This window comes from Micromonospora sp. IBHARD003, assembly GCF_056106285.1.
This window is the reverse complement of the sequence record NZ_JBWBBX010000001.1, coordinates 7,485,026-7,504,002: the sequence shown is the minus strand read 5'-3', so window position 1 is coordinate 7,504,002 and position 18,977 is coordinate 7,485,026. Positions and strand designations below refer to the sequence as shown.

Below are 18,977 nucleotides of genomic sequence, written 5' to 3'. Positions count from 1 at the left end.
CCAGAACTAAGGAGATCGATACATCAGATGTTTAAGTCTTGATGCGGCTATGCCCGGAAAGCGCGACGGCTCCGCCGCCGATTGGCCGCCTTCGGGCTGCACCGCGCCGTGCTGCTACTTCTCCGTGATCACGACGATGTCCAGTGTCCGCGGCCCGTGCACGCCCTCGACGCGGTCCAGTTCGATGTCGCTGGTGGCGGACGGGCCGGAGATGAGTGTCAGCGGCCGGTACGGGTCGAGCCGGTTCATCACTTCGGGTACGTCGGGTGCGATCTGGGCTGCCTGGACTACGCAGATGTGTTGGTCCGGGAGCAGGGTCAGGGCTCTGCGCCCCTGGCCGGGACCGTGATCGAGGGCCAGTGTGCCGGTGAGGGCGATGGCGGTGGTGACGGTGGTGACCACTGCGTCCACCGTGTCCAGTTGAGTGACTGTCAGGGGTGGGGTGTCCTCCAGCTGTGACCATGGCCCTTCGGGGACCAGGCCTTCGGGGATTCCGGGCGGGACGACCACGGACCGCGCTCCGGTGCGTACCAGCGCGCGGCCGACGGCGGTCGACGCCTCAGCAGCCGAAACCCTGACCACTGCGGCACGGTATTCGGCGGCGCGCTCGATGAAGAGTCCGACAATGTCCGGGCCTGCGTGGTCGGCGCTGCGGCTGTGCGCAGGGGCGTCGTTGGGGTTTTCGGAGTCGGGCACGTCGGTCAGCGCTCTCCTCACCGCGTTCAGGACGGTGTCGCGGTCGCTCATCGTCGTTCCTTCCCTTCCGCCCACGTACCGCCTTCGTCTCGCGTGGTCGTTCTCGTACGGCGCCACCAGGCACGCATCGATTCCCGGGGAGGCGCGGGCGTGTCGCGGGTGGCGGACCAGTGAGCGAACAGCCCTGGCAGCGCGCCGATCCGGCCGTCGCGGGCCACCAGCCGGGCCCCGAGAGCGGCGAGCTTCTGGACTGCGGCCAGCCGTCCCGGGGAGGACAGAACGGCACTCGCGGCCTTCATCGCCAGTGCCTCGGTGGTGGGCAGCAGCCGGTCCCGGCGCCCCGCTTCGACGGCCTCGGCGCGCAGGTGAACCAGCACCTCCGGGATGTTGATCTTCACGGGGCAGGCGTCGTAACAGGCGCCGCACAGTGTCGAGGCGAAGGGCAGCGAAGCCGCGTTCTCGACGCCGACGAGCTGCGGGGTCAGTACGGCGCCGATCGGCCCCGGATAAACGGAGCCGTAGGCATGGCCGCCGGTGCGTTCGTACACGGGGCATACGTTCAGGCAGGCGGAGCAGCGGATGCAGGCAAGCGCCTGGCGGCCGACCTCGTCGGTCAGGGTCGCGGTACGGCCGTTGTCGAGCAGCACCAGGTGGAAGTCGCGCGGTCCGTCCCCCGCGGTGACTCCCGTCCACAGCGACGTGTACGGGTTCATCCGCTCGCCTGTTGATGAGCGGGGCAGCAGTTGGAGGAAGACCTCCAGGTCGGTGAAGGACGGCAGGACCTTCTCGATGCCCATGACGGTGATCAGGGTCTCCGGCAGGGTCAGGCACATCCGCCCGTTGCCCTCCGACTCCACCACCGTCACCGTTCCGGTGTCGGCCGCGGCGAAGTTCGCACCCGAGATCGCTACCTTGGCCCGCAGGAACTTCTCCCGCAGATGGAGCCGGGCCGCCTCGGCGAGGTCGCGCGGGTCGTCGGTGAGCCCGTCGGGCGCCGGTCTTCCCCACTTCCCCATCTCCCGACGGAAGATCTCCATGATCTCGGAGCGGCCCCGGTGGATGGCTGGCACAAGGATGTGGGAGGGACGGTCGCTTCCCAACTGCACGATGAGTTCCGCGAGATCGGTCTCGTAGGCACGGATGCCTGCCGCGTCGAGCGCCTCGTTGAGGCCGATCTCCTGGGTGGCCATCGACTTGACCTTGACGACCTCACGCTCGCCGGTGGCCCGGACCAGTGCGGTCACGATGCGGTTGGCCTCGGCGGCGTCCGCCGCCCAGTGGACCGTGCCGCCCGCAGCGGTGACCGCCTTCTCCAGCCGCAGCAGATGATGGTCGAGGTGGCGCAGGGTGTGCCGCTTGATGGCCGCGGCCCTCTCCCGTAGCTCCTCCCAGTCTTCCAGCTCGGCCGTGACCGCGAGCCGTTTGTCGCGGATGGTGCCGGTGGCCCGGCGCAGATTCGCCCGTAGCCGGGTGTCGGCGAGCGCGCCGCGCGCCGCCTCGGGGAAGGCCGGGGTGCCCAGCCATACGACGTTGTCGGCGCCGCTCACCATGCATCTCCTTCCGTTTCCGTGGCGGCCAGGATCTCGGCCAGGTGCACCGTGCCGACGCCCGTACGCAGCCGGGACAGGGCACCGCCGATGTGCGTCAGACAGGAGTTGTCGCCCGCGCACAGGAACTCGGCACCCGTGCCTTGGACGTGGCGCATCTTGTCGGCGAGCATGGCGTTGGACACATCCGCGTTCTTCAGGGCGAAGGTGCCGCCGAAGCCACAACAGGAATCGGCGGCCGGCAGCTCCACGAGGTCGATGCCCTTCACGGCCCGCAGCAGCCTCAGCGGCCGGTCACCGACCCGCAGCATGCGCAGAGAGTGGCAGGTCGGATGATAGGTGACACGGTGCGGGAAGTAGGCGCCGACGTCTGTGACATCGAGGATGTCGACAAGGAGTTCCGACAGCTCGTACACCGCCGGCACCACCTGCTCGACGGCCTCGGTGAGAGCAGCGTCCCCGTACTGGGCGGCCACCACCCGGTGATGGTCACGCACCATGCCGACGCAGGATCCGGACGGGGCGACGACCGCGTCGTAGCCCGCGAAGACTTCGACAAAGCGGCGCACCATGGGAAGGGTTTCGGGGCGGTATCCGGTATTGAAGTGCATCTGGCCGCAGCATGTCTGGCTCTGTGGGAACTCCACGGTGTGGCCGAGGCGTTCAAGGAGTACGGTCACCGCTTGGCCTGTGCGGGGAAACATGGTGTCGTTGAAACAGGTGATGAAGAGAGCTATACGCATGATGCTTCCTTGGGCGGACCCGGGGCTTGGGTGACGGTCAGGCCGTAGGTCCGCACGGCAGTGCCGGCGAAAACCTCGTGGCGTTCTGCGGGGTCAAGCCCAGCGGTCAACTCGCGGGCTGTGGCGACCACTTCGGAGTAGGAGGCGGCGAGCCGGCAGACGGGCCAGTCGGAACCGAACATCACCCGCCCGGGACCGAAAGCCTCCAGGGCGATGTCGGAGTACGGCCTGAGGTCCACGGTGGTCCAGGTCCCCCAGTCGGCCTCGGTCACCAGGCCGGAGAGCTTGCAGACAGTATTGGGAAGCGCGGCGAACCGCCGTACCTCCTTGGCCCACGGCTCGAGGGCGCCGGACGTGATGGGCGGCTTGCCAAGATGGTCGAGCGCAAACGTGAGTTCCGGCAGCCGTCCCGCGGCCTGGACTGCGGCCGGGAGTTGATGAGGCCGCACCACGAGGTCGTAGACGAGTCCCGCTTCAGCGACCGCGGCCAGACCCCGCAGCACCTCCGGACGCACCAGCCAGCATGGGTCCGCTTCCCCCTGCACCTGATGGCGGATGCCCACCAGATACTCCCCGCCGGAACTCACCCGCAACCTCGTCAGGGCGTCGGCGACAGCCGGTGCCGTCAGGTCGGTCCAGCCGATGACACCGGCCACCAGGCCGCTGCGGGCTGCCAGGGCGAGGAACTCCGGAGTCTCCTCCGGCACGGTGATCGTCTGCACCAGAACAGTGGCGGTGACCCCGACCGCGCGGGCCTCCGGTTCCAGGTCGGTGAGAGTGAAGTCACGACGCAGCGGCGCAAGTTCGGAACCGGCGATCCAGTCCTGGTCACGTACCGAGAGGTCCCACACATGGTGATGAGCGTCAACGATGCCCGGCACGGGCTGGGAGGCCGTCACAGCTGCCACACCACCGGTAGCGAGGCGTCGGAGCCCTCCGCGGAGTAGTCGTGGACGACGTCCAGCAGTTCGGCCATCCTCACCTGCCACGCCACGTTGACCGGCAGTTTCTCGAGTTCGGCGATCACCGACCGGTAGTCTTCGACCTCCAGCACATGAAACAGGTCGGTGCCGCTGCGCCAGATGGTCCACTCGCTCACGCCGGCGGCACGGATGGCGGCGGTCAGCTCCTCGGGCACCTCTCGGTGCGCTGCCTCGTACTCCTCGATGCGGTCGGCATGGACCCGAGTGTGCAGGGCGATCCTCATGACAGCTCCTTCGACGAAACGGCCATGGGGACGGGGACGCCCGGGGCGAGCAGTCCCTCGGCGCGGAGCTCCTCCCACAGGGCTTCCGGGATCGGGCGGCGCAGTTGTTCCACGGTGTCGCGCACCTCTTCGGGAGACCGTGCGCCCGTCAGGACGCTGGCGACGGCGGGGTGGCCGAATGGGAAGTGCAGGGCGGCGGCGCGCAGCGGTACACCGTGGCGTTCGGTGACGTCCAGCAGGCGCAGGGCCCGGTGGAGGACGGGCTGCGGCGCTGGGGCGTAGTCGTAGGTGGCACCCGGGCCCGGGGCGGTGAGCAACCCGGAGTTGAAGACACCGCCGATGACCACGCTCCGGCCGCCGGCGGAGGCCTGGGGCAGCAGTTCGTCGAGTCCGTCCTGGTCCAGGAGGGTGTAGCGGCCCGCCAGCAGCACCACGTCGATGTCGGTCTCGCGCAGGAAGCGGGCGGGCAGCGCGCACTGGTTCATCCCGACGCCGATCGCCCCGACCACGCCTTCGGCGCGCAGCCGCTCCAGTGCCGGGTACGCCTCGCGCAGCGCCTGCTCGGCGTGGTTGTCCGCATCGTGCAGCAGGACGATGTCGACCCGGTCCAGGCCGAGGCGGTCCAGGCTGGCATCCAGGGACCGCAGCACTCCGTCGGTGCTGAAGTCCCAGACGCGGCGGTGGGACGCCGGGACGGCGAAGCCGTTGGCGAGGTCGTCGCCGTGGCGGCTCTCCGGGTCGGGTACGAGGAGTCGGCCGACCTTGGTGGAGACGGTGTAGTCGTCGCGCGGGCGGCCGCGCAGAGCCGCCCCGAGCCGCCGCTCCGACAGGCCCAGCCCGTAGTGCGGCGCCGTGTCGAGCATACGGATGCCGGCATCCCAGGCCGCGTCCACCGTGGCGTGAGCCGCCTCGTCGCTCACCGGCTCGTAGAGATTGCCCAGGGCGGCGCAGCCCAGGGCCAATTGCGAGACCCGGACGTCGCCGCCGCCCAGGGTGGTGGCCCTCACGACCGGCCCGCCGGGCGCAGCCGGAGTCCCTGCATGCCGCCGTCCACCGCGAGTGCAGTGCCGGTGACACTGGCCGCGGCGGGACTCGCGAGGTAGACGATGGCGGCCGCCACCTCGTCGGCAGTGACCAGCCGGCCCATGGGCTGGCGGGCGTTGAGCGCGTCGCGCTCGGCCTCCGGATCGTCGGCGGCCTCCAGCAGACGCGCCACCCAAGGGGTGTCGGCGGTGCCGGGATTGACGCAGTTGACGCGGATGCCCTCACGGACATGGTCCGCGGCCATGGCCAGCGTGAGAGACAGCACGGCGCCCTTGCTGGCGGAGTACAGGGCGCGCTGCGGAAGCCCGGCGGTAGCCGCGATGGAGCAGGTGTTGACCACGGCGGCATGCGGTGACCGGCGTAGATGAGGCAGAGCCGCCCTCGTGGTGCGCACCATGCCGACGACGTTGACATCCAGGACCCGGTGCCACACCTCGTCGGGGTTGTCCTCGACCGTCCCCGCGGCACCGACGCCCGCGTTGTTGATCAGGATATCGATGCCACCGAGCCTGGTGGCGGCGGCTCCCACAGCGGCGCGCACGGAGGCGTCATCGCCGACATCGGCCCTGAGAGCGAGCAGTGTTTCCGGCACACCTTCCGGGTCGAGGTCGAGCACGGCCACCATTGCACCCTGGGCCGCCAGAGCACGGGCTACGGCCAGTCCGATACCAGACGCACCACCGGTCACAACGGCCCTGAGGCCTGCAAGATCAGTCACGCCACATCCTCCTGCCCGGCGAGGTCGGCGAGGTCGGCGGCCCAGAACGTTCCATCCGGGTAGCGGTACTCGGCGATGGACTCCTCCCGCATCGTGGCGGAGAAACCGGGAGCTCGCGGCGCGGTGTAGTGACCCTCTCGCATCACGACGCGCTCGGTGAAGTGCTCGTGGAGGTGGTCGACGTACTCGATCACGCGGTTCTCGGTGGTGCCGGACAGCGCCAGATAGTCGAACATCGACAGGTGCTGCACCAGCTCGCACAACCCCACCCCGCCTGCATGCGGACACACAGGCACCCCGAACTTCGCGGCGAGCAGCAGAATCGCGAGGTTCTCGTTGACCCCGCCGACCCGGGCCGCATCGATCTGCAGGACGTCGATCGCACCGGCCTCCAGGAGCTGCTTGAAGACGATGCGGTTCTGCACGTGCTCGCCAGTGGCGACCTTCACGGGCGCGACCGCCCGGCGTATCGTCGCGTGGCCGAGGATGTCGTCGGGGCTGGTGGGCTCCTCGATCCAGTACGGATCGAACTCGGCGAGGGCGTTGGTCCATTCGATCGCCTCGTTCACGTTCCACCGCTGGTTGGCGTCGATGGCGATGCGGATGCCGTCGCCGACGGCGGCACGGGCGGTGCGAAGCCGCCGGATATCGTCATCGAGGTCGGCACCGACCTTGAGCTTGATCTGGGTGAAGCCGTCGGCGACGGCCTGCTTGGCGAGCCGGGTGAGCTTGTCGTCGGAGTAGCCAAGCCAGCCCGGGGATGTCGTGTAGCCGGGGTAGCCGCGCTCCAGCAGCGCCGCCTCGCGCTCGGCGAGGCCGCTGCGCCCCTCGCGGAGGAGGCTGAGGGCCTCCTCGGGGGTCAGGGCATCGGCGATGTAGCGGAAGTCAACCTGGGAGACGAGCCACTCCGGGGAAGCGTGGGCGAGCAACTGCCACAACGGCTTGCCCTCCCGCTTGGCCGCGAGATCCCATACGGCATTAACGACGGCGCCGATCGCCATGTGCATCACGCCCTTCTCGGGCCCCAGCCAGCGCAACTGGCTGTCCCCGATCAGATCGCGGCTGAGCGAGCCCGGGTCAGCGCACAGCTCCGCCACGGAACGGCCCACCACATGGAGCCGCAGTGCGTTGATCGCTGCGACCTGGACATCGTTGCCGCGTCCGATGGTGAAGGTGAAACCGTGACCTTCGAGCCCGTCACCGGCATCGGTACGCAGCACGAGGTAGGCGGCGGAGTAGTCGGGCTCCGGGTTCATCGCGTCCGAGCCGTCCAGCTCCCGTGAGGTCGGGAAGCGGACGTCGAAGGTGTCGACCGCGGTGATCCGGGCGGAGGTTGATGTCAAGGGGGTGCCTTTCACGCTTGGCGGAAGGTCTGGCGCTGGCTGCCGAGCCCGTCGACGGACAGCTCGACGGTGTCACCGGGAGTCAGAAAGGGGGTCCCTGGGAGGCCGAGGGCCACGCCCGCGGGGGTGCCAGTGTTGATCACGTCGCCCGGCTCCAGAACCATGTACTGGCTCAGATACGACACGATGTGGCCGACCGGGAAGATCATGTCGCTGGTGTGGCCGACCTGGCGCTTCACACCGTTGACGCTCAGGCGCAGTCCGAGGTTCTGAGGGTCACCGACCTCGTCGGCGGTGACCAACCAGGGGCCGAGCGGGTTGAAGGTCTCGCAGGATTTACCCAGGTCCCACTGTGTCGAGTACTCGAGCTGGAACTCACGCTCGGAGACGTCGTGGCTGACCGCGTATCCCGCGATCACGTTCTGGGCAGCATCGGGTCCGTCGAGGTACCGCGCCCGGCGGCCGATGACGACCGCCAGTTCGACCTCCCAGTCGGTCTTGACCGAGCCACGGGGGATCAGCACCTCGTCATACGGGCCGACAACCGTGCCCGGGTCCTTCATGAACACCACTGGGCGGTTCGGATTGGACGCGCCGGTCTCCGCAGCGTGGGCACGGTAGTTCAGACCGATGCAGACGACCTTGCCGGGGCGAGCGACAGCTGCACCGATCCGCAGGCCTTCCGCATCCAGTTCGGGCAACGGGCCCTCCGCGATCGCCGCACGGGCCCGGTCCACACCGCCCGAAGCGAGGAAGGCGCCGTCGATGTCCGAGGTCACGCAGGTCAGGTCCAGCACCCGGCCGTCGTCCGTTCGGACAGCGGGCCGCTCCTCACCGGGGGCACCGACGCGTAGCAGTTTCACTGGGCAACTCCCTTGCCATGGGGGTTCGTCGTGGAGGTCGGCCGCAGGGGCCGTCGATGGCCTGCACCCTCAGGCATCGGATGGAGTCATCGGATGTATGGCGGCATCGCGACTGTAGACGCAGGAAGCGCGACATGCAACGCATACATCGGATGTATCCGGTGAACCCTCCTGGCGTCCACAGTGAGGACGCCGCTCGCACCTGCATTTCCGCAGGTGCGACGGGGCGGCACACAACTCGCCCTCCATGAATACGAAGAGCGTCTACCGCTTGATGCCCCCTATCGAGAGCGGGTGGGCGTGGCCTGCGCCCGAGCGCCGCCTGGCACCAGCGACGGGAGCGGCGCCCTTCGAAGCGCTGGTTGCGGGGGCACTGGCAGTGCCTTTGCCGAATCGTGAACTGTGGACGCAAGTTCGCCCGTCGACTACGGAAAGGGAAAATCAAAGGTCAGGCGAATGCCGTACAGGGGAGCGAAGGTCTCGGTGCCGACCCCGCAGCCACCTTTGGCCCGGTGTTCCGGAAATCCGTGGAAGCGGAGTCTTGTCAACCTCGGCGACACCGTCGTAACGTGCTCGACGTCCAAGATACATCGGAGGAATAGTCGGACATTTCCCGCGTCCACGTTCCGGCGGCGCGTTGCGGCCGCTCGCCTTCGTCACCTCGGTCACCGGATGACCTTCACTTGCCGTCCCCCGTCGGGCGCGGTCCGCATGCCATATGACGGACCACTATCTGCCCGGCCGGCGGGCTCGACCCTCCCTGGCAGGCGAATTCGCCTCCTCCCACCGTCGCTATGCGGCCTCCCCGCCCTGGCTAAGGAGACAACAGCCATGAAGCTCGCTCGCACCCGTTCCACCGCCGCAGCAGCCACCGCTGTCCTCGCGGTTCTGTCCCTTGCCACCGCGTGCAACCGCGAGAGCTCAAACTCGGCCGCGTCGGGCGGTACCAAGTCCGCCGTCGGCATCGACCTGCCTCGTTCCGACTCCGACTTCTGGAACTCCTACGCGCAGTACCTGAAGAAGGACATCAAGTCCGACGGCGTCAACGCCCTGCCGCTGAGCAACTCGCAGAACGACGTCACCAAGCTGGTCGCCAACGTGCAGGTGTTCCAGAACACCGGGGCCAAGGCCGTCGTCATGGCGCCCCAGGACACCGGGGCCATTGCCTCGACCCTCGACAGCCTGTCGGCGGCGAAGATCCCGGTGGTCAGCGTCGACACCCGGCCGGACAAGGGAGACGTCTATATGGTGGTCCGCGCCGACAACCGGGCCTACGGCACCAAGGCCTGCGAGTTCCTCGGCAAGCAGCTGAACGGCAAGGGCAAGGTCGCCGAGCTGCAGGGTGCCCTTGACTCCATCAACGGGCGCGACCGCTCAGAGGCGTTCGCGGAGTGCATGAAGACGAAGTTCCCGAAGATCAAGGTCTTCGAGCTGCCCACCGACTGGAAGGGCGACGTGGCCTCCGCAAAGCTCCAGTCGCTGCTCGCCCAGAACCCGGACCTGAACGGCATCTACATGCAGGCCGGCGGTGTCTTCCTGCAGCCGACCCTGGCGCTGCTGGAGCAGAAGGGCCTGCTGAAGCCGGCCGGCGAGAAGGGCCACATCTCGATCATCTCCAACGACGGCATCCCGCAGGAGTTCGACGCGATCCGCAAGGGGCAGATAGACGCCACCGTCTCCCAGCCCGCCGACCTCTACGCCAAGTACGCGCTCCACTACGCCAAGGCCGCGACCGAGGGCAAGACCTTCAAGCCGGGTGCGACCGACCACAACTCCACCATCGTCAAGATCCCGAACGGCCTGGAGGACCAGCTGCCCGCCCCGCTGGTGACCAAGGACAACGTCGAAGACAAGTCCCTGTGGGGCAACAACATCGGCTGACCGCCGACAGCTCACCCCGGGTGTGGAGGGGCGGGCGCTCCCCTCTCTCCACACCGCACGACACCCCGCGTTCCCCGGCCCCCAGCATCCTCACACGAAGGACGGTATCCCCCATGGCGGAGACCGCGACCGCCCCGGCCACCAGCCCCGGGCATCCGGCCCCGGTGGCCGAGGCGACCGGCATCGGCAAACGGTTCGGCGCAACCGTCGCCCTGCGCGACGCCCGTATCAGTATCGCAGCGGGCGAGTCGCACGCCCTGGTCGGACGCAACGGCGCCGGCAAGTCGACGCTCGTGTCCATCCTCACCGGTCTCCAGCAGCCCGACACCGGATCCCTGCGTTTCTCGGGCGAACCGGCACCGGCCCTCGGCGACATCGATGCCTGGCGCTCCCGTGTCGCCTGCGTCTACCAGCGCTCCACGATCATCAGCGACCTCACGGTCGCCGAGAACCTCTTCTTGAACCGGCAGAGCGCCGGCGCGGTGCAGCCCATTCGCTGGAAGCAACTCCGTCTCCGCGCCGGGGAGTTGCTCGGCGAGTACGGTGTGGCCGTCGACCCCGCCGCACGGGCGAAGGACCTCACGGTCGAGCAGCGGCAGTTCGTCGAGATCGCCCGGGCGCTGTCCTTCGGCGCCCGCTTCATCATCCTCGACGAGCCGACCGCCAAGCTCGACGCCCGCGGCATCGCCCGCCTCTTCGGCAAACTCCGCGACCTCCAGGACCAGGGCGTCGCATTCCTCTTCATCTCCCACCACCTGCAAGAGGTGTACGACCTGTGCAGCACGGTCACGGTCTACCGCGACGCGGCCCACATCCTCACCGCGCCCGTGGCCGAGCTCGGTCACCAGGCGTTGGTCGAGGCCATGACCGGCGAGTCCGTCTCCGTCGCGGCCGTGGCCGAGAGCGGTGCCCCGGCGGCACGGGCCGGCTCCGCGGAGCTGCTGACGATCGACGGTCTGACACTGCCCGGTGCCTGCGAGGAGCTGTCCCTCTCGGTCCGCTCCGGTGAGGTGGTCGGGCTCGCCGGTTCAGCGGCCAGCGGCAATGTGCAGGTGGGCGAGGCCGTCGCCGGTCTGCACCGCGCCAAGGACGGCCAGATCTCGGTCGGCGGCAGGAGCATGCGTACCGGAAGCGTGCCGTCCGCCCTCACCGCCGGAGTCGGCTTGGTCCCCGAGGACCGCCACCTCCAGGGCTTGGTCAACAACCGCAGCGTGGCGGAGAACGCGACCCTCACCGTCACCGATCAACTCGGCCCATTGGGCATGGTGCTGCCCTCCCGCACCAAGGTCTTCGCCCAACGCATGATCCGGGACCTCGACATCAAGACCCCGGAAGCCGCCACCCCGGTCTCCGCCCTCTCCGGCGGCAATCAGCAGAAGGTCGTCGTCGCCCGCGCCCTCGCCACCGACCCCCACGTCCTGGTGGCCATCCGGCCCACCAATGGCGTGGACGTCAAGTCCAAGGAGTTCCTGCTCGGAAGGATCCGGCAGGTCGCCGACGGCGGCAAGGCCGCACTGATCGTCTCCGACGAACTCGACGACCTCAAGGTGTGCGACCGGGTCGTCGTCATGTTCCACGGACGGGTGGTCGCCGAGTTCCAGCGCGGCTGGAAGGACGAGAACGTCGTCGCCGCGATCGAGGGCATCGCCGACTCCAGCACCGCATCCCCCGCATCCGGTACCGACAAGCACGGAAGGTAGTCATGTCCGCCACCACAGATCTCACCGAGCCCGCAGCGAGCGCGGCGGAGCCGGCCGTCGCGGACACCGCCCGTCGCCGAGTCGACCTCGGCCGCTTCCGTGAACTGTCCCTGGTCCCCGCCATCATGGTGCTGGGCCTGATCGGATTCATCGTATCGCCGGCCTTCCTCACCGCCGACAACCTCATCGGCGTCGCCCAGCAGTCCACCGAGCTGAGCCTGCTGGTCCTCGCCACGACGTTCATCCTGATCTGCGGGCGGATGGACCTTTCCCTGGAGTCCACCATCGGCGTGGCTCCCCTCATCGCCGTCTGGCTGGTCCTGCCCACCAGCGGAGGCCGGTTCAGCGGCCTCGGACTCATCCCCGAGTGGACGGCCATCCCCCTCTGCCTCCTTGTCGGCGCGGTGATCGGCGCGGTCAACGGCTTCCTGATCCTCAAGCTGCGCCTGAACGGCTTTATCGTCACGCTCGGCGGTCTCACCATGCTGCGCGGCCTTCAGGTCGCCCTGTCCGAGGGCCAGTCCATCGTCGACCTGCCGCCGTCCTTCACCTACCTGGGCAAGGCGTCCTGGCTTGGCGTGCCCGCCGCCATCTGGGTGTGCGCGGTCCTGTTCGCGATCGGCGGCAGCGCGCTCGCCTGGCTGCGGCACGGCCGCGCGCTGTACGCGATCGGCGGAAACGCCGAGGCTGCCCGCACCGCCGGTGTCCGCGTCGACCGGATCGTGTGGACCGTCCTCATCATCGGCAGCATGCTCGCTGCGTTCGCAGGCATCCTCTACAGCGGCCACTACGGCTCCATCTCCGCAGCCCAGGGCAGCGGCTGGATCTTCCAGGTCTTCGCCGCGACCGTCATCGGCGGGGTCAGCCTCAACGGCGGCAAAGGCTCGGTGTTCGGCGCCCTGACGGGTGTGCTGACCCTCCAGCTCGTCGTCAACGTCATGACGCTGGCAGGCGTACCGCCCTTGTGGAACCAGTTCCTCAACGGCCTCATCATCATCGTCGCCCTGATCATCTCCCGCTTCGCCTCCGGCGAGAAGCAGGAGTAGCGCCCACGAGCGGCTCCGCCCGGCCCCCAGGCGGGGCGGAACCGACGCCTCACACTCACCCGGAACGGAGGGACACACTCGTGGCATTGACCGACGAGGCCATCGACAAGGTCAAGGCGATGATCGTCGCCGGTGAACTCGCACCCGGCTCCCGCCTCCCCAAGGAGGAGGTCCTCGCCGAACAGCTCGGCCTGTCCCGCAGTTCGCTGCGCGAGGCCGTCCGGGCCCTGACCGCCATGCGGATCCTGGTCACCCGGCAGGGCGACGGCACATACGTCTCCAGTCTGGAGCCCCATCTGCTGCTGGAGAGCCTCTCCTTCGCCGCCGACGTCTCCCAGGGCCAGACCGCCCTGCAACTGCTCCAGGCACGCAGACTCCTCGAACCGCAGGCCACTGGACTGGCCGCCGCGCTGCTGCAACCGGACGACCTCAAGGCGCTGCGTCACATCCTCGACCAGTGCCGCGCCGCCGCTACCGTCGAGGAGTTCGTCGCCCACGACATCGCCTTCCACCTCAGGATCGTCGAAGCCGTCGGCAACCCGGTGCTGTCCATGCTGCTGTGCGTGCTCTCCACCCGCACCCAGCGCGTACGCATCATCCGCGGCAGCCGGACCCGCCATGCCCTGGACAACGCCCACCGGGACCACGAGGAGATCCTCCGCGCGCTCCAGGCACGTGACGCCCTGCTGGCCGCCTCCGCAGCGACCGTCCACATCAGCGCCGTGGAGCAGTGGCTGGCGGCCGGCCTCGACGACCACTCGCTGGAAACGATCGACGGCTGACCGACTGTTTCCGTCACCACGCGGTCGGCCCCGCGATGCCGGCCCCGAGGACGTGGCGGTCGCCGTCCAGGCCGGCCCAGTGAGGCGACACGAGCTGTCCCGGCAGGGGACAGCAGAACCACCACGCCACTGAACTCGTTGCGCGCGCGGTTGATCAGGACGATGGACAGCGCCGACCATCTGCGCGCGCCTTCAACACCAGGCCGGACCACATCAGGCAGAGTGCAACCGCCGCGCCTACCGGCATCGGCCGGCACGCCCGACCGCGCGCCGCAGCAGACACGTAAGGGACCAGAAACGATGGCGACCGGCACGGTGAAATGGTTCAACCCGGACAAAGGCTTCGGGTTCATCCAGCAGGACGACGGCGGCCCCGACGTCTTCGTCCACTTCTCCGCTATCCAGACCACCGGCTACAAGGAACTCCGCGAAGGCCAGCACGTCGAATACCAAGTGACCCAAGGCCCCAAAGGACCACAGGCCGAACAAGTCGTCCTCGGCGAATAAGACACCAAGAGCGACGGGCACTCGAAGTATGTCGGCTGCCAGCGGTAACAATCGTCAAGACCTGGATTGGACGTCCAGACCTTGGGAACTCTTTCCAGCGCAGCGCTCAGCGAGGTTCGCCGACTCGCTACTCGGCCACGACAGGCTCCGTAGCCAGATCGTCTTGTCCCGCAAAGCGTTGCACGACGACCCCTTCCTCCCTGTCGCGGAGTAGAGCGTAAGCATCGTGGTCGGCCCGGTCACGAAGCTGCTGCCCGGCGTCCTCGCCACCGAGGAGGCCTTCAGCCGCCCCGCCCACTACAAGAAGGAGACCAAGCCCGGGCGGATCCGCACCGCGTGGCCAGGTGAGACGTCATGGTCGAGTGGCTACGGTGAGACGATTCTGAGCGGGGCGGCAATCCGAGCCGGTCAGAGACCCGAGGGATGACTGGAAAGCCAGTCGGCATGCCGATCGCGCATCCGGTCCCGTTCCTCCGACGTGGCGAGGAAAACGTCGGCGCCACCGTCGTAGGGGTAGTGGATGCGCTGCATGCGAGTGTCAGTGACAAGGACTCCCGCCACCTTGTCGTCGGCGATGTCGCGGAGCAACTCGTCGATGCAGCCACGCCGCCAGGGCCGGGGGACGGCGAAGAGATGGCAGTACGTGCGGAACTCAGGGTCAGGATGGTCCTGCACCAGCAGACTCTGCCAATACCCCGTGACGGGTTGCGATGACGGAACCTCGGCTTCGGTCGTCCAGAGCGGAATGATCACATACACGTCCGCACCAGCGAACAACTCATCGAGAACGGTGTTGTAACGCTCCAGGACAACAGTGTGCTCGCTCTCGTCCTCCGCGTACCGCTTCGACTCCGGCAAGCTGTGAAAACGAACCCAGACATCCCGATACGGGTCACGGAGCCTGTACCCAACCGGAGGGCAACTGGGCCAACGCTCCTGCCACAGCTCCGTCAAATCCGCCTGTTCGCCTCCAGCCACCCGCCGCACCGTCCTCTCGCATATGAAGCCACCGATGACCATGATGCCGACGCTCACCCGCGAGAGAAACCGACTTCCTCGCCGTCGCTTCGCCGGCTGCTGGTGTAACCCGTCCAGTCGCGCTGGACGAAGTTCGCTCAAGTCCGTCGCATTTGTCGACGCTGGTCAAGGTTTTGGCGATGCATGTCGTGACGGTCACGGAGGAGAAGCCGGCCCAGCGTCAGCGTCCCCCCACACCTTGCGGACCCATGGTCCGGGCAGACGCTTGGCGAACACCCGACCCTGGTCTCCCTGGGTGACAAGCGCAACGGTGGACCGGCCTCTGTGAATCTCCACTGCAGCCGACGTTCTCCGGAACAGCAACTGCTCGTGGGCGATGACCAACGCGTCTCGTAGCTGGGCCGCATGGTTGAGGGCGATCAAGGCGTGCTGATGGTCCACCGTTCGGACCTGGTAGGTGTCCGGCCCGAGCGGATCATCGAGCACGTGGACGTCGAACCGTGAGATGGCAAGGACCAGGCGTTGCCCGTGGAGTACCTCGACGCGGTCGGCGATGCCCTTGCGGATCCAGAAGCTCGCTATGCCGGCGGCTTGGGCTAGAACGTTCACCCCTGTCACGTCTAGAAGGCTCGGGGGTCCTGCCAGCCGCGTGACATCGCGCCGGAACTGGTAGATCGGCTCCTCGGAACAGCCAGTGAACCATGACGTCAGCAAGCTCGGGCCGATCGCCGGGGCCGTGCAGGAGGGATGGGGCACGAAACCGCCCACGCAAACCTCATCGGAGTCGCGAGCCTGGCCACGCCTGATGTGCTGTTCGAGGTCGAGGCTCGCGCCGCCCCGGTCCTGACTCGGCGCCGCCGCCCGCACCCGGACTGTCCAACCCGACCCGGGTGACGGCCACCGCCCGCCACGCTCTCACGCGCCCCAAGAGCCGCGCCCCACCGGGGACTTGTCCATCTGACGGTCATACGCCCGGGTGAATCCAAGACATGTGCTATGAAGCACCTGTCATTGCATGGCGGCGAGGCGGGGTTATGACTCCTTTCAAAGGTGATCTTCCGGGTCGTGCGGCGGAATTGGCTCAGTTGGCCAGGTTGGCGGAGTCCGCGCTCCGGGGCGAGGGGCAGGCCGGATTCGTCGTGGCGGAGGCCGGGCTCGGGAAGACCGCGGTGCTGGAGCGGGCCGCGGTGGCCGCGGAGCGCATGGGCATACGGGTGTTGCGCGAGAGTGCCCAGAAGCTGGAGCAGCCATGGCCGTTCGCCTTCATCTCCAGTTGCCTGAGGCTGGAGGCGTCTCCCTCGGACGCACGGCGGGCCCGGGCCGCGGAGGTGCTGCGTGGCGATGCCCGCTACGGACTCCCGGGTGTCAGGAGCGAGGCGGAGGGGGCGTACTCCGCGACGATCGAGGCGATCCTCGCGCTCGTCGAGGACATGTGCGCGCAAGGGCCCCTCGCGCTCTTCCTCGACGACCTCCAGTGGGCGGACCCGGAAAGCGTGACCGTGCTGCAGAAGCTGGCGCGTTCGGTGCGCCAGCTGCCGCTGCTGCTGGTGGGCGCCCACCGGCCCGCTCCCGGAGCGGGGGAGGCCGGCCGGCTGTCCCAGAGTCCCCTCGCAGGCGACCGCACGCTGCTGGAGCTGGCACCACTCGACGCGACGGCCGTGGCCGGCCTGCTGGCGGACCTGTGCGGTCAGGAGGCGGGCCCGCGGCTGCGGCGCATGGCCGAGCAAGCCGCCGGCAATCCGCTCTACATCACGGAGCTGGTCGCCGCGCTGAGACGTGAGCACGCCATCAAGACCGGCGAGGCCCAGGCGGACATCCCCGACGGGATCCCGCTGCCGCCGCTGACCGCGCTGGTGACGCACCGGCTTCGGTATCTGCGCGAGGACGTGCTGCAGGTGCTGCGTGTCGTCTCCGTACTGGGCGCCCGCAGCACCACCGCCGAACTCGCGGCGGTCGTGGACATTCCCGTACACGACCTGCTCGCCGTCATGGCGGAGGCCGAGGCGTCCGGGGTGCTCAGGGACACCGGTCAAGGCCTTCGCTTCCGCCATGAGTTCGTCCGCAACGCCCTGTACGACGCCGTTCCGGGGTCGGTGAGGACGATGCTGCACATGAGAGCGGCGCAGTGGCTCGCCGAGACGGGTGCCGCTCCCGAGCGCGTGGCCGAGCACCTGCTCATGCTCGAAGGGGTGCCGAACCCGGACTTCCTGATCAAGTGGCTCGAAGGAGCCTCGCCGCGGCTCACCACGCGGGCGCCGGACATCGCTCTGCGGCTGCTGACCACGGCGCTGGAACTCGCGGACCCGGCGGATGCCGGGTACGCACCCCTGCGTGTGCACCGCGCCCTCGCGCAACTCGCCTGCGGTCACCTCGCCGAGGCGGAGGAAAGCGCCCGCCGCGCCCTGGCCCAGGCGGCCGAACCCGGGCAGGAGACCCTGATGCGCTGGGTCGTCATTCAGGCCGCGTTCACCCGCGGCCGACCCGACCTGGCGCTCGCGGAAGCGCGGGACGGTTACCGGAGCACGAGCGTCGGGGAGGTCGAGAAGATTCAATTCCAGGCGTTCGGCGCCGTGTGCCTGTTCGCGCTCGGTGACCTCACCGAAGCCGCCGCGGTCGCCTCACGCACCCGGCGCGCCGCGGAGGAGGCCGGTGACGGTTCCGCCCTGGCCAGCTCCCTGCACGTACTGGCAGCGAGGCGGTTCGTCGAAACGCCCGACGCCGAAGCGGTCGAACTTGCGCGCCAGGCGTCGCGCCTGACACCCGACACCATGCACCCGGCGCAGTGGATGGGGCTGCAACTCGCCCTGGTCAACTACTACGTCGATCTCGACCTGGGCCACGACGCCCGGCAGACTCTCGCGGCGGTGCGAGGACCGGCGGAGCAGATCGGCGGGGTGTACCCGCCCTGGTACCACCTGTCGTGCGCGCTGCTCGCGTTCCACACGGGGCGCTGGGACGATGCGCTGGCGGAGATCGAAGCGGGCCTCGACGGCGCGGGCCAGGTGGCGATGAGCCGGGCGCTGCGGGCGGTGGCGGCGGTGATCGCCGTGCACCGGGGGCGGCTCCCCCGCGCCGAAGCACTTCTGACCTCCGTGCAGCCCGAGTTCGGCAACGCGACGGTCGCCGCGTTCTACGAGTACCTGCCGCTGTGCGCGAACGCCCTCGTGAACGAGGCACAGGGTGACGCCCGTAGCGCCTACTCGCGGCTCGCCAAGGCGTTCGACCAGGGTGTGGGCAATCTGCCGGGCCGGCTGATCCTGAGCTTTCTGACACCCGATCTGGTCCGCCTCGCCCTGGCCGAGGGGGACCGCGCGAGCGCACAGCGGTACGCCGCCGCCGCGCAGCGGAGGGCCGACTGCAGCGGAGGCCTCTATCACCTCGGTGACTCCTACCGCTGTCAGGGTCTGCTGCACGGCGACCCCGATCTGCTCATGGAAGCGGTCCGCTGCTACCTCCGTGCTCCACGGCCGCTCAACGCGGCTCAGGCCTGCACCGACGCGGCGGAGATGCTGGCCCGCACGGGGCGGTTGGACGACGCCCGCGTCCTGCTCGATCAGGCACTCGACACGTTCACGCGATTGGGGGCGGTCTGGGACGTGGCCCAGGCGACGTCCCGGCTGCGAGCGGTCGCCGTCCGCCGGGGCTCGCACCGGACGCGCGGCGGCGCTCGTGACGGCTGGGAAGCGCTCACCCACACCGAACGCCTGGTGGCGGAGCACGTGGCCGAAGGGTGCTCCAATCCCGAGATCGCGGCCCGGCTCTCCATCGCCCGAAGCACCGTCAGCACCCATGTGTCCAGCATCCTCAGAAAGCTGGCGATGGCCTCGCGGGTCGAGATCGCCGCGGAGGTCACCCGCAGGCAGCGGTCCGGGCGGTCGCCGTCCGGGGGGTGACCTGTCGGCGTCCCGGGACGGGCAGCCCC

At 68.8% G+C, this 18,977-nt stretch carries 17 protein-coding genes; 6 read left to right on the top strand and 11 right to left on the bottom strand.

Going from position 1 to position 18,977, the window contains the following annotated elements; translation table 11 throughout:
• Positions 1–114: 114 nt before the first annotated feature.
• From ACTWOL_RS32810 to ACTWOL_RS32770, 9 genes are read right to left on the bottom strand one after another with little or no spacing between them, the layout of a single operon-like run.
• Complete coding sequence (locus ACTWOL_RS32810) at positions 115–747, bottom strand: LutC/YkgG family protein (protein ID WP_474300500.1); 633 nt, start codon at positions 745–747, stop codon at positions 115–117.
• Positions 744–2,246 carry a LutB/LldF family L-lactate oxidation iron-sulfur protein gene (locus tag ACTWOL_RS32805; RefSeq protein WP_474300499.1) on the bottom strand — a complete coding sequence of 501 codons (1,503 nt, stop codon included), beginning with the start codon at positions 2,244–2,246 and terminating at the stop codon, positions 744–746. Before ACTWOL_RS32805 ends, ACTWOL_RS32810 begins: the two co-directional genes overlap by 4 nt.
• On the bottom strand, positions 2,240–2,986 hold the full coding sequence (locus ACTWOL_RS32800; RefSeq protein ID WP_474300498.1) for a (Fe-S)-binding protein: 747 nt from the start codon (positions 2,984–2,986) through the stop codon (positions 2,240–2,242). Before ACTWOL_RS32800 ends, ACTWOL_RS32805 begins: the two co-directional genes overlap by 7 nt.
• Positions 2,977–3,885, bottom strand: a complete 909-nt coding sequence (locus tag ACTWOL_RS32795) for an amidohydrolase family protein (protein ID WP_474300497.1) — start codon at positions 3,883–3,885, stop codon at positions 2,977–2,979. Before ACTWOL_RS32795 ends, ACTWOL_RS32800 begins: the two co-directional genes overlap by 10 nt.
• Positions 3,882–4,193, bottom strand: coding sequence for an L-rhamnose mutarotase (locus ACTWOL_RS32790; RefSeq protein ID WP_474300496.1), 312 nt, complete (start codon positions 4,191–4,193; stop codon positions 3,882–3,884). Before ACTWOL_RS32790 ends, ACTWOL_RS32795 begins: the two co-directional genes overlap by 4 nt.
• Positions 4,190–5,200, bottom strand: coding sequence for an aldo/keto reductase (locus ACTWOL_RS32785; RefSeq protein WP_474300495.1), 1,011 nt, complete (start codon positions 5,198–5,200; stop codon positions 4,190–4,192). Before ACTWOL_RS32785 ends, ACTWOL_RS32790 begins: the two co-directional genes overlap by 4 nt.
• On the bottom strand, positions 5,197–5,955 hold the full coding sequence (locus ACTWOL_RS32780) for an SDR family NAD(P)-dependent oxidoreductase (protein WP_474300494.1): 759 nt from the start codon (positions 5,953–5,955) through the stop codon (positions 5,197–5,199). The genes ACTWOL_RS32785 and ACTWOL_RS32780 overlap by 4 nt, the downstream gene beginning before the upstream one ends.
• Positions 5,952–7,298, bottom strand: coding sequence for an L-fuconate dehydratase (locus ACTWOL_RS32775; RefSeq protein WP_474300493.1), 1,347 nt, complete (start codon positions 7,296–7,298; stop codon positions 5,952–5,954). The genes ACTWOL_RS32780 and ACTWOL_RS32775 overlap by 4 nt, the downstream gene beginning before the upstream one ends.
• A gap of 11 nt (positions 7,299–7,309) precedes the next feature.
• Positions 7,310–8,161: a fumarylacetoacetate hydrolase family protein gene (locus ACTWOL_RS32770; protein WP_474300492.1), complete on the bottom strand. Its 852-nt coding sequence runs from the start codon at positions 8,159–8,161 to the stop codon at positions 7,310–7,312.
• A gap of 831 nt (positions 8,162–8,992) precedes the next feature.
• On the opposite strand from ACTWOL_RS32770, the gene ACTWOL_RS32765 reads away from it, so the two are divergent.
• The 5 genes from ACTWOL_RS32765 to ACTWOL_RS32745 all read left to right on the top strand — a co-directional run bounded on the left by ACTWOL_RS32765 (position 8,993) and on the right by ACTWOL_RS32745 (position 14,077).
• Positions 8,993–10,042 (top strand): sugar ABC transporter substrate-binding protein, encoded by a 1,050-nt coding sequence (locus ACTWOL_RS32765; protein WP_474300491.1) that lies wholly within the window; start codon positions 8,993–8,995, stop codon positions 10,040–10,042.
• A gap of 113 nt (positions 10,043–10,155) precedes the next feature.
• Positions 10,156–11,742, top strand: a complete 1,587-nt coding sequence (locus ACTWOL_RS32760) for a sugar ABC transporter ATP-binding protein (RefSeq protein ID WP_474300490.1) — start codon at positions 10,156–10,158, stop codon at positions 11,740–11,742.
• A 2-nt stretch (positions 11,743–11,744) separates the two neighbouring features.
• Positions 11,745–12,788, top strand: coding sequence for an ABC transporter permease (locus ACTWOL_RS32755; RefSeq protein ID WP_474300489.1), 1,044 nt, complete (start codon positions 11,745–11,747; stop codon positions 12,786–12,788).
• Between the two features lie 80 nt (positions 12,789–12,868).
• Positions 12,869–13,570, top strand: a complete 702-nt coding sequence (locus ACTWOL_RS32750; RefSeq protein WP_474300488.1) for a FadR/GntR family transcriptional regulator — start codon at positions 12,869–12,871, stop codon at positions 13,568–13,570.
• 300 nt (positions 13,571–13,870) lie between these two features.
• Positions 13,871–14,077: a cold-shock protein gene (locus ACTWOL_RS32745; RefSeq protein WP_474301304.1), complete on the top strand. Its 207-nt coding sequence runs from the start codon at positions 13,871–13,873 to the stop codon at positions 14,075–14,077.
• A 408-nt stretch (positions 14,078–14,485) separates the two neighbouring features.
• On the opposite strand, the gene ACTWOL_RS32740 is transcribed toward ACTWOL_RS32745, so the two are convergent.
• Positions 14,486–15,112, bottom strand: a complete 627-nt coding sequence (locus ACTWOL_RS32740) for a DUF3885 domain-containing protein (protein WP_474300487.1) — start codon at positions 15,110–15,112, stop codon at positions 14,486–14,488.
• 138 nt (positions 15,113–15,250) lie between these two features.
• A complete protein-coding gene (locus ACTWOL_RS32735) occupies positions 15,251–15,823 on the bottom strand; it encodes a hypothetical protein (protein WP_474300486.1) in 573 nt (190 codons plus the stop codon).
• Positions 15,824–16,044: 221 nt separating this feature from the next.
• On the opposite strand from ACTWOL_RS32735, the gene ACTWOL_RS32730 reads away from it, so the two are divergent.
• A complete protein-coding gene (locus ACTWOL_RS32730) occupies positions 16,045–18,948 on the top strand; it encodes an ATP-binding protein (protein ID WP_474300485.1) in 2,904 nt (967 codons plus the stop codon).
• Positions 18,949–18,977: the final 29 nt, after the last annotated feature.